Origin of the sequence: Pseudoroseomonas sp. WGS1072, assembly GCF_049340465.1 — a bacterium.
Taxonomy (GTDB): Bacteria; Pseudomonadota; Alphaproteobacteria; order Acetobacterales; family Acetobacteraceae; genus Pseudoroseomonas.
The window spans coordinates 21345-37674 of the sequence record NZ_JBMPSU010000007.1 but is presented as its reverse complement, the minus strand read 5'-3'; the positions used below and the strand labels follow the sequence as shown (position 1 = coordinate 37674).

At 68.1% G+C, this 16330-nt stretch carries 13 protein-coding genes; all 13 read left to right on the top strand.

Features of this window, described 5'->3' with window-relative positions:
* Positions 1-1136 (top strand): GMC family oxidoreductase (locus tag ACF3NH_RS22265; protein ID WP_422926122.1); only part of this gene is annotated, 1136 nt, incomplete at its 5' end.
* Positions 1133-2383 carry a glycosyltransferase gene (locus ACF3NH_RS22260; protein WP_422926120.1) on the top strand — a complete coding sequence of 417 codons (1251 nt, stop codon included), beginning with the start codon at positions 1133-1135 and terminating at the stop codon, positions 2381-2383. The genes ACF3NH_RS22265 and ACF3NH_RS22260, both read left to right, overlap by 4 nt.
* 95 nt (positions 2384-2478) lie before the next feature.
* Entirely contained in the window at positions 2479-3543 is a 1065-nt protein-coding gene (locus tag ACF3NH_RS22255; protein ID WP_422926118.1) for a class II aldolase/adducin family protein, read from the top strand.
* Positions 3544-3575: 32 nt separating this feature from the next.
* Positions 3576-5243 carry an NTP transferase domain-containing protein gene (locus ACF3NH_RS22250; protein WP_422926116.1) on the top strand — a complete coding sequence of 556 codons (1668 nt, stop codon included), beginning with the start codon at positions 3576-3578 and terminating at the stop codon, positions 5241-5243.
* 51 nt (positions 5244-5294) lie between these two features.
* On the top strand, positions 5295-5885 hold the full coding sequence (locus ACF3NH_RS22245) for a phosphatidylinositol-specific phospholipase C/glycerophosphodiester phosphodiesterase family protein (protein WP_422926114.1): 591 nt from the start codon (positions 5295-5297) through the stop codon (positions 5883-5885).
* Positions 5876-7993: a hypothetical protein gene (locus ACF3NH_RS22240; RefSeq protein ID WP_422926112.1), complete on the top strand. Its 2118-nt coding sequence runs from the start codon at positions 5876-5878 to the stop codon at positions 7991-7993. The genes ACF3NH_RS22245 and ACF3NH_RS22240 overlap by 10 nt, the downstream gene beginning before the upstream one ends.
* 9 nt (positions 7994-8002) lie before the next feature.
* A complete protein-coding gene (locus ACF3NH_RS22235) occupies positions 8003-8752 on the top strand; it encodes an HAD family hydrolase (protein ID WP_422926110.1) in 750 nt (249 codons plus the stop codon).
* Positions 8753-8791: 39 nt separating this feature from the next.
* Positions 8792-9916: a hypothetical protein gene (locus ACF3NH_RS22230; protein ID WP_422926108.1), complete on the top strand. Its 1125-nt coding sequence runs from the start codon at positions 8792-8794 to the stop codon at positions 9914-9916.
* Entirely contained in the window at positions 9916-11232 is a 1317-nt protein-coding gene (locus ACF3NH_RS22225) for a hypothetical protein (RefSeq protein WP_422926106.1), read from the top strand. The genes ACF3NH_RS22230 and ACF3NH_RS22225 overlap by 1 nt, the downstream gene beginning before the upstream one ends.
* 182 nt (positions 11233-11414) lie before the next feature.
* Positions 11415-13028 (top strand): MBOAT family O-acyltransferase, encoded by a 1614-nt coding sequence (locus ACF3NH_RS22220; protein WP_422926104.1) that lies wholly within the window; start codon positions 11415-11417, stop codon positions 13026-13028.
* Positions 13029-13038: 10 nt separating this feature from the next.
* Positions 13039-14964: an HAD-IIIC family phosphatase gene (locus ACF3NH_RS22215; RefSeq protein WP_422926102.1), complete on the top strand. Its 1926-nt coding sequence runs from the start codon at positions 13039-13041 to the stop codon at positions 14962-14964.
* Entirely contained in the window at positions 14961-15209 is a 249-nt protein-coding gene (locus ACF3NH_RS22210) for an acyl carrier protein (protein ID WP_198368238.1), read from the top strand. Before ACF3NH_RS22215 ends, ACF3NH_RS22210 begins: the two co-directional genes overlap by 4 nt.
* Before the next feature lie 81 nt (positions 15210-15290).
* A complete protein-coding gene (locus ACF3NH_RS22205) occupies positions 15291-16253 on the top strand; it encodes a hypothetical protein (RefSeq protein WP_422926100.1) in 963 nt (320 codons plus the stop codon).
* The last annotated feature ends 77 nt before the right edge of the window (positions 16254-16330 follow it).

Sequence of the window (16330 nt, the reverse complement as noted above, 5' to 3'; positions counted from 1 at the left end):
TGGTGACGCCGGAGGGCGACGGGCCGGTGCAGCGGCTGGAAGGCGCCAGCGTGCCGGGGCGCGGCTTCACCGTGCGGGCCCGGCATTACGTGCTGGCCTCCGGCGGGCTGGAGGTGCCGCGCCTGCTGATGGCCTCCGACGGCAGCCGCCGTGGCGGGCTGGGCAATGCCGGCGGAGCGCTCGGCCGTTACTACATGTGTCATGCCGAGAACACGCTCGGCCGGCTGCGCCTGCGCCCTTCCGACCGGCCGGTCGCGCTGGATTTCGAGATGACGGAGGACGGCGTCTATGTCCGCCGCAAATTCTCCTTCTCCGCCGAGGCGCAGCGGCGCGAGGGGCTGCTGAACACCATCTTCCGTCTGCACTATCCGCTCATCGCCGATCCGGCGCATGGCAGTGGCGTGCTCTCGGCCATGTATCTGGTGAAGGACGCCATCCTGCCCGAATACCGGCGCAAGCTGGCGACCATCGAGATCGCCAACCGCGGCAAGATGGTGCGGGATGGCCGCTTCTGGTTCTCCCACGCCACCAATGTGCTGCGGGATTCCCCTGGTGTGCTGCGCTTCGGCCAGGCCTGGCTGCGCAAGCGCACCTTCGCCAGCCGCAAGCTGCCCTTCGTTGTGGTGCGCGCGCGGGACGGGCGCTATCCGCTGGACGTCAATGCCGAGCAGATCCCCAATCCCGACAGCCGCGTGACCCTGGCCACGGCGCGCGATGCGCATGGCATGCCGCGGCTGAAGGTGGACTGGCGGCTGCACCCGCAGGACATCGACAGCCTGGTGCGCGGCATGAAGGTGGCGCGCGCCGCCTTCGCCCGCTCCGGCTGCGCCGAGCTGGAATTCGACGATGCCACGATCGAGGCCGAGGTGCGGGCCTCCACCCCGGTCGGTGGCCATCACATCGGCACGGCGCGCATGGCGGAGACGGTGCGGGACGGCGTGGTCGACGCCGATTGCGCCGTGCATGGCGTGCCGAATCTCTTCGTGGCCAGCTCCGCCGTCTTCCCGACCAGCAGCCACGCGAACCCGACCCTGACCATCGTCGCCCTGGCGCTGCGGCTGGCGGACCACATCCAGCAGCTCTCGGCACGGGACGAGGCGCCCGGCTTCCGCGCTGTCCCGGAGATCGCCGCATGACCCGTTGCCTCTGGCTCGCCCGGACCCTGCCCTTTCCCTGGACGGCGGGAGACCGGATCTATACCGCCAAGCTGGCGGGCGCCCTGGGACATGCGGGGGCGGAGGTGACCTTCGCCGGCTTCGCCGCCGAGGTGCCGCCCCAGCCGATGTCCGGCATCACCTGGCATGTCGTGCCGGGCCAGCCGCGCGGGCGCCTGTCGGCCCTGGCCAGCCCCATGCCCCTGGTGGCGGCGCGTCATGACGTGCCGGCCTATCGCGCGGCGCTGGGCGAGCTGGCCCGGAAGGGTCCCTGGCAGGCCGTGGTGGTGGACCAGTACGGGATGGGCTGGGCGCTGCGGCACCGGCATCTCTTCGCCGGCGATCCGACCTTCGTCTTCGTCACCCATGACCATGAGGCGAGCGTGACCGGGATGCAGTGGCGCGATGCCACCGCCTCTCTCGGCAAGCGGCTCTATCTGGGGCAGAACTACCTCAAGACCCGGCATTTCGAACGCTGGATCGCGCGCAACAGCCACCTCGTCACCACCATCACCGAGGCCGACGCGGCGCTCTTCGCCGCCGATGCGCCGGCCGCCCGGGTGCTGACCCTGGTGCCGGGCTATGACGGCACGCGGGTGGCCGCCCGCCGGATCGGGCCGGAGACGCCGCGCGCCGTGGTGCTCTTCGGCTCCTACCGCTGGTCCGCCAAGCAGGCCAATCTGCGCATCTTCCTGGACAAGGCCGATCCGATTCTGGCCCGGGCGGGGATCGAGATCCGCGTGGTCGGCGACATGCCGGAGGATTTCCGGCGCACGCTCGAGGGCCGCTACCAGGCGGCCCGCTTCACCGGCTTCGTCGAGGATCCGGCGCCGCATCTGGCGGCCGCCCGGATGGCGGTGCTGGCCGAGCCGATCGGCGGCGGCTTCAAGATGAAGCTGCTGGAATACATCTTCAACCGCGTGCCCGTGGCGGCGCTCTCGGCCTGCGCCAGCGGCCTGCCGCCGGAGGTGCAGGCGGAGATGCTGCTGGAGCCGGAGCTGGATGGCCTGCTGCGGCGTGTCCAGGCCGTCATCGACCAGCCTGCGCAGCTCAATGCCTGGCAGGAGCGCGCCTTCGCCGCGGCTGCGGATGCCTTCGACTGGGCTGATCGGGGCCGCCTGCTGCTGGAGGCCATTGAGGAGCGGCGTGGCGCTCCACTGCGATCTGCGGCAAAACAGACAAAGACTTACAGTTCATTGGGCCAGGCCATCGACACCGGCAAAGCCTGATCCGGGCTGTCAGGCGGGACAGCAATTTGTGCAGAGTGATAGAGAATGAAGCCTGACAGGGTGGCGCGGACCGCCTGCCTCTCGGATTTCGCGCCATGACGCGGGAAGAGAGGGTCCGGCAACCGGACCTGGCTGCCGATCTGGCGCCCCTGGTGGCCCTTTCCGCCCGCATCGGTGCGGACCGGCACCTGATCCAGGGCGCCGGCGGCAATACCTCGCTCAAGCGCGGTGAGCGGGAGATCTGGGTCAAGGCCTCGGGCACCTGGCTGGCCCGCGCGGAGGAGAAGCCGATCTTCGTCGGTCTCGACCTGCCGCAGATCCTCCGGCGGCTGGCCGCACTGGAATCGGATCCGGCCATGCCGTCCCGTCTCGATCCGGGGGCCGTCCTGCGCCCCTCGATCGAGACGACGCTGCATGCCCTGTTGCCGCACCGCGTCATCCTGCATGTCCATTCGGTGAATGCCCTGGCCTTCGCCGTTCGCGCCGATGGGCGGGATCGGGCGGCGGAACGGCTGAAGGGGCTGCGCTGGGCCTGGGTGCCTTACGCCAAGCCGGGCCTTCCCTTGACCCAGGCGGTGCGCTCCGTCCTGCCGGAGCGGCCGGATGTGCTGCTGCTGGCCAATCATGGCCTGGTGATCGGAGCCGAGACCACCTCGGCTGCGGCGGCATTGCTGACGGAGGTGGAAACGCGGCTGGCCGTGACCGCGCGGTCGACGCCGCCGGCGGATCAGGCCACCCTGGCCCGCCTGGCCCGCATCGCCGAGGGCCGGTATCGCCCTGCCTGTCTGGCGGAGGCCCATGCGGCGGCGACCGACCCGGTGAGCCTGGCGATGGCCAGCCAGGGCGCCCTTTACCCGGACCATGTGGTCTTCCTGGGTCCCTCTCCCATTCCCACCTCCAGCATTTCCGAAGCCGAGTACCACTTGCGGACCTGCCGCAACCCGCAGGGGCCGGCCCTGGTCCTGGTGGCCGGCGCGGGCGCCCTGCTGCGCGCCGATCTCGGGCCGGGGGCCGAGGAGATGGCAGCCTGCCTCGGTCTCGTGCTGCCCCGGCTGGATCCGGCCGCGCCCCTGGTGTTCCTGGATGTGTCGCAGGAGGCCGAATTGCTCGACTGGGATGCCGAGAAGTACCGGCAATCCCTCAATGCGGCGTCTCTGTGATGGGGAGCGTCACGACTCTGGAGGCCCCTCGCATGCAGATCGTCATTCCGATGTCAGGATTTGGCGAGCGGTTCCGCCGCGCCGGCTACCCGGTGCCGAAGCCGCTGATCGAGGTGGATGGCAAGCCGATCATCGCGCACGTCCTGGACCTTTTTCCCGGCGAGACCGACGTCACCTTCATCTGCAATGCCGACCATCTGGTCGAGCCGGCCTACAGGATGGAAGCCATCCTGCGCGAACTCTGCCCGACCGGGCGGATTGTGCCTGTCGCGCCACACAAGCTCGGGCCGGTGCATGCCGTGCTGCAGGCGATGGACGGGCTCGATCCGGACCGGCCGGTGGTGGTCAATTACTGCGACTTCGCCTGCTTCTGGGACTGGCCGGACTTCGTCCGCTTCACGCGGGAAACCGGATGCGCCGGCGCCATCCCCGCCTATCGCGGCTTCCATCCGCATTCCCTGGGCTCGACCTACTACGCCTATCTGCGCCACCAGAACGGCTGGGTGCGGGACATCCAGGAGAAGCAGCCCTTCACCGAAGCGCCGATGGAGGAATACGCTTCCAGCGGCACCTACTATTTCGCCAGCGCCGCGCTGCTGCGGCGGGCCTGCGAGGAGACGGTCCGCCAGCAGATCTCGGTGAATGGCGAATACTATGTGAGCCTTGCCTACAAGCCGATCCTGGCCGAACGCCTGCCGGTCGCCGTTTATGAACTGCAGCACTTCATGCAGTGGGGCACGCCAGCGGATCTCGAGGACTATCAGCGCTGGTCGCGCGCCTTCGCTGCCCTGGCCGGATCGCCGGAGCCGCCGGCGCAGGAAGGCTGTGTGCTGGTGCCCATGGCCGGTGCCGGGCAGCGCTTCCGCGATGCCGGCTACGACCGGCCCAAGCCGCTGATCCCCGTGTCGGGCCGGCCGATGGCCGTGCAGGCGGTGGCCGACCTGCCAAAGGCGCCGCGCCGCCGTTTCATCCTGCGCCGCGACCTGCCGGGACTTGGCGAGATCACCGAAGCCCTGGCGGCCGAGGTGGCGGGATCCGAGACGGTGCTGCTCGACGGGCTGACCGACGGCCAGGCGCGGACCTGCCTGGCGGGGCTGGCGGGGCTCGACCCCGACCAGCCGCTGACCATCGGCGCCTGCGACAACGGCGTGATCTTCGAGCCGGCGGAGTTTTCCGCCCTGCTGCACGGGAACGGGCCGGACGTCCTGGTCTGGGGGATACGCGGCCATTCCGCCGCCCGCCGCCGCCCGCAATCCTACGGCTGGATCGAGGCCGATGCGGAGGGACGCATCCGTCGGGTCGCGGTCAAGGAGCCGCTGGCCGATCCGGTGACCGATCCGATCGTCATCGGTGCCTTCACCTTCCGGCGCCTGCGCGACTTCGTCGCGGCGGCGGAGCGCATGATCGCCCGCGAAGCCCGAGTCAACGGCGAATTCTACATCGACACCTGCATCAACGATGCCATTGCCCTGGGCCTGGAGTGCCGCCTTCTCGAGGTGGCGCATTATCTCGGCTGGGGCACGCCGGACGAGCTGCGCAGCTTCGAGTACTGGCAGTCCTGCTTCCACAAATGGGACCGGCATCCCTATCGGCTGGAGCACGACCGGCATGTCCCGCCAGGGGCTGTCGCGGCCCTGGAGGCGCGCTATAGGGCCGTGCCTTCGCCGCGGCCGGTCCCTCTGGCCGCCCCGTCCTGGTAACCGCCCGTCCTTCTCCCCGCGCGGGCGCGCACCGCAGACCGAGAGCAGCCGATGATCCTGATCGCCCATCGTCGCAACACGCTGGAGCAACTCGCCGCGACCCCGGCCGAATGCGGCATCGAGGTCGATATCCGCAGCCAGGGGTCCAGGCTGGTCATTCATCACGACCCCTTCGTGGTCGATGCCCTGGACTTCGAGGACTGGCTGGCCGCCTATCGCCACGGCACGCTGATCCTGAACGTGAAGGAGGAAGGGCTGGAGGACCGCCTGCTCGCCCTGATGGCGGAGCGCGGCATCGAGGATTTCTTCTTCCTCGACCAATCCTTCCCCTTCCTGGTGCGCACCGCCCGGCGTGGCGAGCGCCGTTGCGCCGTGCGGGTCTCCGAGTTCGAGACGGTGGAGACCGCGCTCAGCCTGGCGGGCCGGATCGACTGGGTCTGGGTCGATTGCTTCACCCGCTTTCCGCTCGATCGGGCCTCGGCGGCGCGGCTGAAGGAGGCAGGCTTCAGGCTGTGCCTGGTCTCGCCGGAATTGCAGGGCCGCACTGATCCCGCCGAGATCGCCGCGATGCGCGGCCTGCTGGCGCGGGAGGGGATCACGGCGGAGGCCGTCTGTACCAAGGTGCCCGAGCTTTGGCGCTGATTCCCGCGGATCTGCGGAGCAATCACTGGTTCCTGCTCGGCCTTCTCCTGCGGCTCGCGGCCATTCTCCTGCTGGTGCCACAGATCCAGGCGGACTGGTTCACGCCTTTCATGGTGGAGACCCTGGCGGCGCCCAGCCTGGATCCCTGGACGCAGTTCCTGCACCATGGCGATCACCCGCCGGAATTCTTCTATGGCCCGGTCATGTATCTTTTCCATGCGCCCTTCGTGGCGCTGGGGATGCTGGCCGACCATCTGGCCGGCGGCGGGATGCGCCTGGCCCAGATCGGCCTCGGTCTCAGCCTTCTGGTCGCGGATTACGCCCTGCTGCTGGTGCTGCGCCGGATGAACGAGGGCGCGGTGGATCGTGTCCTTCTCGCCTACTGGTTCTCGCCACTGGTGCTGTTCATCACCTACTGGCATGGCGACACCGATGTGGTGCCGACGCTGATGGTCGCCGGGACCCTGCTGTTGCTGCAGCAGGGCGCGCCGCGCCGTGCCGGCGCCCTGCTGGGTCTGGCGATCGCCGCCAGGATCGGCATCCTGGCGATCCTGCCCTTCCTGGCCGTCTTCCTCTGGAGCCACCGGCGGCATCGGGACACCCTGCCCCGCTTCCTGCTCGGCAGCCTGGGCGTGGCAGGGCTGCTGCTCCTGCCGCCGCTGCTCCTGTCGCCCGGTCTGCACCAGATGCTGACGAGCAATCCGCGCCTGCTGGTGGCCAATCCGGGGATGATCTCCATCCTCGACTTCGACATCATGCTGGGCGGCGGCCAGAAGCTCTACATCATGCCGATCGTCTACCTGCTCGGGCTCTATGGGGCCTGGAAGGTGGGGCGGATGAGCTTCGACCTGCTCTTTACCGTGCTGGGCGTCGCCTATCTGGTGGTCCTGCTGCTGACCCCTTCGGCGGTTGGCTGGTATCTCTGGGTGGTGCCCTTCCTGGTGGCCTACCAGATGCGGGCCGGTGAGCGGGGCTCGGCGCTGGCGGTGGCCTTCGGGCTGGCGTTCATCCTGGCGAAGCTGGTGGTGACCGTGACACCGGCCGTGCCGCTGCTCGGCCTGCCGCTGGGCTGGGGCGGCTGGATGCCTGAGGACGCCATGGCCAGCCTGCGCGTCACGTCCATCACCGCCTCGATGCTGACCGCCATTGGCGTGGTGCTGGCCCTGACCATGCTCCGCAGGGGGCTGGAGGAGAACGACTTCTTCGGCCTGTCGCAGCGGCCGCTGGCCATCGGCATCGCCGGCGACAGCGGCACCGGCAAGGACACCTTGGCCCTGGCCCTGGGCGGACTGTTCGGTGAAGGGGCCGTGACCGGCGTCTCCGGCGACGACTACCATCTCTTCGAGCGGCGCGGGAAGCTGTGGCAGGCCTTCACCCATCTCGATCCCCGGGCCAACGACCTCGAGGCCTTCACGCGCGATGCCCTGTCGCTGATCGCCTGGCGGCCGATCATGTGCCGCCACTACGACCATGCCACCGGCCTTTTCACTCCGCCGCGGCGCATCCAGGCCAGCGACGTGGTGATGGTGACCGGGCTGCACGCCCTGTATCCGGCTGCGCTGCGCGAGCGGCTGGATGTCGCGATCTATCTCGACATGGACGAGAGCCTGCGCCGCTTCTTCAAGATCCGGCGTGACGTCCAGCAGCGCGGCCACAGCCTCGATCGGGTCCTGTCCTCGATCGAGCGGCGCATGCCGGACTATGAGGCCTTCATCCGGCCGCAGCGCGAGCATGCCGATGTCGTCTTCTCCCTGCTGCCGGCCGACCCCGCCTCGCTGCAGGACATCGAGCAGGAAGGTCCGATTCCCCTGAAGCTCCGGGTCAGGATGCGCAGCGCCATCAGCCTGGACCGGCTGGCGCGCCTGCTGATCGCATTGTGCGGCGCCCAGGTCGATGTCACCCAGGCAGCCGGCATGAATGCCATGGCCGAGCTGGTCATCGATGGCAGCGACGTCCAGGCGGAGGATATCCAGTTCACCGCCCAGCAGCTGGTGCCGCATCTGGAGGAGCTGCTGGCCCGCATTCCGGCCTGGCACCCGGGCATGACAGGCATCATGCAGCTGATCACCCTGCTGCAGCTGGCCGAGCTGACGCCGAAGCGCCGCTGAGGAGGTATCATGAAGATCCTGAACGCCGAGGCCCTGCGGGAGAAGCCGCGCGCCATCCTCTTCGATCTGGACGACACCCTCTACGAATATGGCCGGCCGCATGAGCGGGCGATGGAGGCGGTCCGGAACAAGGTCGGCAAGGCACTGAAGGTGCAGCCGGCCCAGTTCGACGACGCCTTCCGCCGGGCCCGGCATGAGACGAAGCGGATGCTGGGGGCGACCGCCAGCTCGCACAACCGCCTGCTCTACTTCCAGAGGATGATCGAGCTGCTGGGGCTGAACAGCCAGCCCGCCATCGCCCTTGACCTGGAACAGACCTACTGGCGCACCCTGATGACCAGCGCCCGGCTGTTTCACGGCGCGGAGGACCTCCTGATCGAGCTGCGCGCCGCCGGCCTGCCGCTGGCCCTGGTGACCGACCTGACGGCGCAGATCCAGTTCCGAAAGCTCGTCTATTTCGGCATCGATCGCTATTTCGACACCGTCGTGACCTCGGAGGAGGCCGGGGTGGACAAGTCCGGCCTCAAACCCTTCGAGATCGCCGCCGCCAAGCTGGAGCTGGAGAGGGGCGACCGGGTCTGGTTCATCGGTGATGCCGAGTGCGACGTGGTGGCCAGCAAGCAGGTCCTGAATGCCGCCACGCTCCAGAAGCTGCATGACGGCGGCAGCGGCCGCGCGGCCCATGCGGGGGTGGATGGCACCTTTCATGCCTTTCCTGCCCTGCGGGACTGGGCCAGGGGCGTCGTGGGCCGGCCCTGAACGGGCCCGATGCCGCAGCAACAGGAAAAGACCCAAGCCATGAGCGAGTTCACCGTCTCCGGCCGTGAGGATCTGTATCGGCTGAAGACGATGCGGGGTCTGTCCCGCGTGGTCATCCGCACGGAGCGGCTGATCTACCGGAACCTGATGGCGCATGCGCTGAAGTACGGCCTCTGGGCCCTGCAGCCGGGAGGCCGGCTGCTGGTGCAGGACAACTCGCCCAATGTCTTCGATCTCTGGCCCCGCTTCGTTTCCTTCAAGCTGATCCGGCAATGGACCTACAAGCTGACCGCCGGTGAGGCCGATCCCCTGCGGCTCGATACCGACAAGGGAGAGATCGAACTGGTCCGCACCCGGCCGCCGACGCCCGCGGGATGGGGCGCGGGGGTGGTCTTCTCTGGCCAGGAGGCCGAGTTGCCCCGGCTGCGCGCCTGCCTCGACGCCTTGCTGCGCCAGCCGGAACTGCGGCCGGAACAGGGGGGCGAGATCCTGGTCTGCGGCCCCTCGGGGGGCGAGGCCTGCCTCGAGGGTTACCCTCAGGTGGGCTATCTGGCTCACGACCTGCCGTCCGGCCCGCGGGTGATGATCTGCCGGAAGAAGAACGCGCTGATCCGCGCCCTGAAGGGGCCTCGCATTGCCATCCTGCACAGCCGGGTGCTGCTGGCGCCCGACACGCTGCGCCATGTGCCGGAGGAGTTCGAGATCATCACGCCCCGCGTCTTCACCCAGAGCGATGGGGCGCGGGAGGATTATCTCTCCCTCGGCGTGCACGATACCGGCCTCCCGGGCCATGTGCCGCGGCTGACGCCCTCCAGCCTGCGGCGGGTGCCGGCAGAACGCTATCTGGACCTCTATGCCCGCGGTCTGCCCTATGTCGATGGCGGGCTGTTCTGCGTCCGCAAGGACGTGCACGAGCGCTGCCCGCTGAACGAGGCCGTCGCCTGGGACGAGGCGGAGGATCTGGAATGGTGCCTGCGCGCCCTGGCGGCGGGCTTCCTGATCGACCTCGCACCGCAGGCCGAAGCCGTGTCCGCCGTGGCCAAGCTGCGCGCCTCCTCCCTGCCGCCCAGGCTGACGCGGTGGCTGCGGGGCGGAAAATTCGCGGTCCAGGCCGGCCGGCACAGGTTGCGTGACCGTGCCGAGCGCTGGCTGGGGCGGCGCTGATGCTGAAGAGTGCGGCGGCGCGGAAATCCGCGACCTTCTTCCTGCTGAAGGCCACCAACACTGCCCTGGCAACGCTCTGGAGCTTCCTGCTGACCTATAGCCTGGTGCGGCAGGTCGGTCTGCACGACTACGCTTTCTTCGCGACCGTCATCGCCTTCGCCTCGCTGGTTCTGCAGGCCGATCTGGGCATCTCGCTGCGGCTCTTCGGACGGATGCGACAGAATTTCCTGCATCCCGAGAGTTCCTCCCGGCAGGAGCTTGGCAGCGCCGTCGCCGCGGCGCTGTGGAGCTATTCGGCCGCCGCCATCCTGGCGACGCTGGCCTTCGGCGTGGCGCTCTGGACGGCGGATCTCGGGCTGGTGGCCTATCGGCCGATCTATCTGCTGCTCTTCGCCGGGTCGGTTCTGCCCCTGCCCTGGATGATCCTGCGCCTCGCCGCCAATGCCTTCGATGCCTATGTGCTGACCGAGGGCATCGATTTCCTGCGCCGCCTGGTGCTGGTGCTGCTGACCGCGGCGCTGGCCTTCGGCCTGCCGCTGACGGTCTATGCCATCTGCTTCGTGCTGCTCTGGCTTTCCGGCCTGGTGGCGCTCTTCCTGGTGGCGCGGCGGCGGCTCGGCTTCCTCAGCGGGGCGCGGATCGGCCAGGGCTTCCGCGTGCTGCGGGCGGATCTGCGGGGCATCACCGCCTCCGCCGTGCTCTCCCTGTCGGAGTTCCTGATCTATATCTATCCCTACTATGTCATCCCGCTGATCTACCGGGACGCGCTGGCTCTGGTCGTCTTCGACATGTTCTACAAGGTGACCCGATTCGGCGTCACCGCCTTCCTGACCGTGGCCGAGACCATGATGCCGCATCAGACGCAGGCCTATCACGCGCACGACGTGGCCAGGCTGATGCGCTGGATCCGGCTGTCCTTCGGGCTCAGTGCCCTGCCCTTCACCGTGGGCGCCGGGATCATCTATGTCCTGGGCGACAGGTTCTTCGGCACCCTGCTGGGCCACCCCGAAGTGGTGTCGGAAAGCACGCGCATCGCCATCTGCGTCATGCTCTTCCTGATGCTGGTGCAGACGGCGAGCGGTGCCGTCCTGGCCGCCATCGGCTGGCTCGCGCCCCTGGCGCGCCGCGCCGCGCTGTCCTTCCTGGGCATGCTGATCATGACCGCGGTCGCTGCCTGGCAGAACTGGTCCATCGACGGCTTCATCATCGGCTACGTCGCGGTCTACGGCTTCGAGGCCTTCGCCTATTTCACTCTGATGCTGCACATGGTGCTGCAGGCACGGCGGAAAGCCCGGATCATCGCGGCGGCCTCATGAACGGGAAGTCATGAAATGGCAATATTTCACGAAGACAAATCGTAAAAATCCTGTGATCTTCTCCAGGCGCGCGCATATCGGATAATTTTTGAGTATTATCCAACATATGCGCCGATGCCGGACACGTTCCGGTTGGCCGGTGTGCCCCGTCCCGCTTTGCCTGCCCGAATGAAGGTCAGACCATGCTGTTCAACTCCGCAACCTTCATTCTCGGCTTCCTGCCGATCGTGCTGCTGGGCTTCTTCGTCCTGGCGGGAACGGGTCGGCAGCGCCTGGCCGGGGTCTGGCTCACGCTCGCCTCGCTGGTCTTCTACGGATGGTGGGACCCGCAATACGTGCCTCTCCTGCTGGGCAGCATGGTCGCGAACTATGTCCTGGGCGGCTATTTGCTGCGCAGGCCCTCGCGCCTCGTGCTGGTGCTGGGCATCGCCGCGAACCTGATCCTGCTGTGCTACTTCAAGTACATGGGCTTTCTGGTGGGCGCGGTCGACGATGCCTTCGGTCTGGGCTGGAGCGTGCCCAACATTGTCCTGCCCCTGGCCATCTCCTTCTTCACCTTCCAGCAGATCGCCTATCTGAGCGACGCGCATGACGGCGCCGTCGTCGAGCACGATTTCCTCAACTACTGCCTCTTCATCACCTTCTTCCCGCATCTGATCGCCGGCCCCATCACCCACCACCGGGAGATGCTGTCGCAGTTCAGCGACCCCCGAAACTTCCGGCCGCGTTTCGACAACATCTCGGTGGGCGCCACGCTCTTCCTGCTCGGCCTGTTCAAGAAGGTGGTCTTCGCCGATCCGCTGGGCGCCGATGCGGGTCCCGTCTTCGCGGCCGCCGAGGCCGGCGCGGCGCTGTCGCTGCTCGATGCCTGGAGCGGCGCGCTGAGCTACACGTTGCAGATCTATTTCGACTTCTCGGGCTACACCGATATGGCGATCGGCCTCGGCCTGCTCTTCGGCATCAGCCTGCCGCCGAACTTCGACAGCCCCTACAAGGCCCGCAACGTCATCGAGTTCTGGTCGCGCTGGCACATGACGCTGACGCGCTTCCTGACGGCCTATGTCTACAACCCGATCGTCATGCGGGTGACGCGCGCCCGCGTCGCCGCCGGCAAGCCGCTGCCCCGCCGCGGCAAGATGACCTTCGGCACCTTCATCAGCCTGGTGGCCTATCCGACCATCCTGACCATGTTCATCTCCGGCGTCTGGCATGGGGCGGGGTGGCAGTTCGTGGCCTTCGGCCTGCTGCATGGCTTCTACCTGGTGGCGGCGCATGCCTGGCGGGCGCTGAAGGTGCGCTGGGGCTGGAAGCTCGACAGCGACAGGTGGCTGCACCGCGGGGCAGCCGTCCTGCTGACCTTCCTCTGCGTCAATGTCGCCATGGTCTTCTTCCGCGCACCCAGCCTGACCGGGGCGCTCACCATGCTGGCCGGGATGGCCGGGCTGAACGGCGTGGTGGTGCCGCCGGTGATGGCCGGCCTTCCGGTGGTCTCCGGCCTGGTCGGCTTCCTCGGGCTGACCGTCGATGCCGTACCTTTCTTCAATCTGACCGATGCGGCCCTGATCGGCCTGCTCCTGGCCTTCGTCTGGACCCTGCCGAACACCCAGCAATGGATGCGGCACTATCGCACCGCGCTTGGCTGGCGCCCGCGCCAGAGCTGGCTGGAGCCCTTCCTGCCGGGCGCAACCTGGCGCCCGACGCCGGCCCTCGGCGTGGTGATCGGCCTGCTCGGCTTCTTCGCCCTGGCCCGCGCCTTCTCGGCCGCGCCGACCGAATTCCTCTACTTCCAGTTCTGAGAACGGGATCATGGATCAACTCGCCTGGCTGCCGCTCCATGCGGATCTTTCCGCCGCGATCGGCGAGGCCCGACGCCTGACCGAGCCCAGGGCCAGGCTGGCCGCGGCCATCCGGCTTTCCGGCTATCGCCGCGACTTCACCCTGACCGGGCGGATCGACCGCCTGGCTGCGGAAGGCTTGGCCGACCCGGCCGCGCCGGGCCAGCAGAGTCCGGCCCTGACGCCGCTGCGTCTCGCCATCCTGGCCTCCCACACCGTGGACCACCTCGTCCCCTCGATCCGGGTCTCCGGCCTGGGCCGCCGCCTGGCGCTCTCGGTGCATGTCGCGCCCTATGGCCTGTATCGCCAGGCCCTGCTGGGCGAGGATCCGGACCTCGCGGCCTTCGCGCCGCAACTGATCCTGCTGGCCCTTGATGCCCGGGACGCGCCCATCGACCTGCCCCTGGAAGCCGCCGAGGCCGAGGTCGTGGCCGCCGTCACCGCCCGGGTGGAGGAGCTGCGCCTGCTCTGGCGCCGGGCGCGCGAGCGTTACGGGGCGCAGGTGGTGCAACAGACCCTGGTGCCGGCCGACCCGCCGATCTTCGGTTCCTTCGAGGCGCTGGTGCCGGCGGCGCCCTATGCCGTGACCGAGCGGCTGAACACCGCCATCCGCGCTGCGGCGCGGGAGGATGGCGTGCTGTTGCTCGACCTCGCCTGGATGGCGGCGCGACAGGGCCAGGCGGCGGGGCTCGCCGATCCGGTGCGCTGGCACCAGGCGAAGCAACTGGTCAGCCCGATCCTGGCGCCGCTCTACGGCGACCTGCTGGCCCGTGTGGCCATGGCCGTGGCCGGCCTGTCGCGGAAGTGCCTGGTGCTCGATCTCGACAACACGATCTGGGGCGGCGTGATCGGCGATGACGGGCTGGACGGCATCAAGCTCGGCCAGGGCAATGCGACCGGCGAGGCCTTCCTGGCCTTCCAGCGCTATGCCGCGGCGCTCGGCCGGCGCGGCGTCATCCTGGCGGTCTGCAGTAAGAACACCCAGGAGGTGGCCGAGGAAGCCTTCGCCAGGCACCCCGAAATGGTGCTGAAGCGCGGTGACATCGCCTGCTTCATGGCCAATTGGAACGACAAGGCGGGAAATATCCGGCAGATCGCCAGGACGCTGAACATCGGCCTCGACAGCCTGGTCTTCGTCGATGACAACCCGGCCGAGCGCGAGATCGTCCGCCGCGAACTGCCCGAGGTGGCGGTGCCCGAACTGCCCGAGGATGTGGCGAACTACCCCGAGACGGTCGCTGCCGGCGGCTATTTCGAGGCCGCCACCTTCACCGCCGACGATGCGGCGCGCAACCGCAGCTACGTGCTGAACGCCGAGCGCAAGGCGGCGCTGGACCAGGCGACGGATCTGGAAGGCTATCTGCGCAGTCTGGCCATGACCATGACGGTCAAGGAAGTGGGTGCCGGCGAACTGCCGCGCGTCACGCAGCTGATCAACAAGACCAACCAGTTCAACCTGACCACCCGCCGTTACACCGAGGTCGAGACGGAACGCTTCTCCACCGATCCGGAGACGGTGATGCTGTCGCTGCGGTTGCGCGATCGCTTCGGCGACAACGGGCTGATCAGCGCGGTGATCGCCCGCCCCGACGCCGCCCTGGCGGCCAATGAGCTGTTGATCGACACCTGGCTGATGAGTTGCCGCGTGCTCGGCCGCCAGGTCGAACAGGCGACGCTGGATGTCCTGGCCCGTGCCGCAGCCCGCAAGGGGGCCACGGCGCTGATCGGCGAGTACCGCCCGACCGCGCGCAACGGGATGGTGGCCGAGCATTATGCCCGCCTGGGCTTCGCCCCCCTTCCCGCGCCCGCCGGCGCCGAGCCGGGCGCGACCTTCTGGCGCTACGAACTGGGGGCCGCCCAGACCCTCACACATTTCATCGAAGTGGAAGCCGCATGACCGAGGCCGAGATCTATTCCGCGCTGACCGAAGTGTTTCAGGATGTCTTCGACGATGACGGCATCACCCTGACGCCCAAGACCACGGCGGCGGACGTTCCAGGCTGGGACAGCCAGGCGCATGTGAACCTGGTGGTGGCGGCAGAGGTGCGCTTCGGCGTCCGCTTCCGCACGGCCGAGCTCGAGAGCCTGCACGATGTCGGCGACTTCGTGCAGCTGATTGCCCGCAAGAAGGAAGGACGCTGAGCCATGTCGGCGCCGCCAAGGGACCAGCAGGGACCGGAGGGGGGAGAGGCCCCCGCGGTCTCGCCCCGCTACATCCTGACCGTGCTGGGCAGCGCCGCGGCGGCGCTGATGGGCTTCTACGCCATCCTCTTCACCCTGCAAGCCACCGGCAACCTGCCTCCGCCCGCCTTTTCCAACTCGCTTTGCGTCGACGAGAAGCTGGCATTTCACCGGAATCATCCGCCGCAACGATCGCCGAACCTGCTGGTGGTGGGCTCCTCCGTGGCCTGGCGCCATTTCGATGGCGAGGCGGTGATCCAGCAGGCGCCGGGCATCGCGCCGCTCAACGGCGCCTTCTGTGGGCTTGCCGCGCATCAGAGCGTCTTCGCGGCGAACTGGCTGCTGGACCGGAACCGTTCCATCCGGGAGGTGGTCATGATCGCCTCGCCGCAGGATTTCGAGAATTGCTCGAAGAGCGCGGCGGAGGTGTTCAACCGCGAGGATGCCGATGCCTATGTCTTCGCCCAGGCATCTCCCTGGCGTTTCTATCTGCGCTACTTCGCGCCGAGTTCCCTGATCCGGAACGCCATTGAGATCGCCGGCAAGCGTTCGGGCCACAACAAGGTCGATCCCCTGGTCTTCGACCGCTATGGCAGCGGTCCGCTCGACATGGAAGGCGACCGCGGCCTGTACTACAGCATGGTCCGTGGCCCCGATCCGGCCTGCTTCGCGGCCTTGAACAGCCTGGCGGTGCGCCTGCAACAGGAAGGCCGGCGCCTGATGGTCGTGTCCACGCCTCTGCATCCCGACTGGAAGGCGCAAGGCGACCCGCAGGGAAAGACCCTCGCCGCCTTCCGCCGCGAGATGACCGAAAGCCTACGCGGAACACAGGCAGAGTACTGGGATGGCGATGCGGCCCAGGTCGTCAGTCGTGAGGCCTTCTTCGACGCCATCCATATCCGCTGGTCGGCGGCCCATGACTTCTCGCGTGCCTTGGGCAAGGCTCTCAACTTGGGCAGCGGCGTGACGGCGAGCCCCATAGCACCGATGCCGCGAGAAGGATGATGGGGCGAGGAACCCTGGAGATCAGTAAGGTTTTTTGAGAGAAATCGCACGGATAGTTTACCGACCATAAACTTACA

Excerpts from the sequence above, each read along its gene's own strand:
- ACF3NH_RS22260 (WP_422926120.1), top strand. The coding sequence starts at position 1,133 with ATGACCCGTTGCCTCTGGCTCGCCCGGACCCTGCCCTTTCCCTGGACG.
- ACF3NH_RS22255 (WP_422926118.1), top strand. The coding sequence starts at position 2,479 with ATGACGCGGGAAGAGAGGGTCCGGCAACCGGACCTGGCTGCCGATCTG.
- ACF3NH_RS22250 (WP_422926116.1), top strand. The coding sequence starts at position 3,576 with ATGCAGATCGTCATTCCGATGTCAGGATTTGGCGAGCGGTTCCGCCGC.
- ACF3NH_RS22245 (WP_422926114.1), top strand. The coding sequence starts at position 5,295 with ATGATCCTGATCGCCCATCGTCGCAACACGCTGGAGCAACTCGCCGCG.
- ACF3NH_RS22235 (WP_422926110.1), top strand. The coding sequence starts at position 8,003 with ATGAAGATCCTGAACGCCGAGGCCCTGCGGGAGAAGCCGCGCGCCATC.
- ACF3NH_RS22230 (WP_422926108.1), top strand. The coding sequence starts at position 8,792 with ATGAGCGAGTTCACCGTCTCCGGCCGTGAGGATCTGTATCGGCTGAAG.
- ACF3NH_RS22225 (WP_422926106.1), top strand. The coding sequence starts at position 9,916 with ATGCTGAAGAGTGCGGCGGCGCGGAAATCCGCGACCTTCTTCCTGCTG.
- ACF3NH_RS22220 (WP_422926104.1), top strand. The coding sequence starts at position 11,415 with ATGCTGTTCAACTCCGCAACCTTCATTCTCGGCTTCCTGCCGATCGTG.
- ACF3NH_RS22215 (WP_422926102.1), top strand. The coding sequence starts at position 13,039 with ATGGATCAACTCGCCTGGCTGCCGCTCCATGCGGATCTTTCCGCCGCG.
- ACF3NH_RS22210 (WP_198368238.1), top strand. The coding sequence starts at position 14,961 with ATGACCGAGGCCGAGATCTATTCCGCGCTGACCGAAGTGTTTCAGGAT.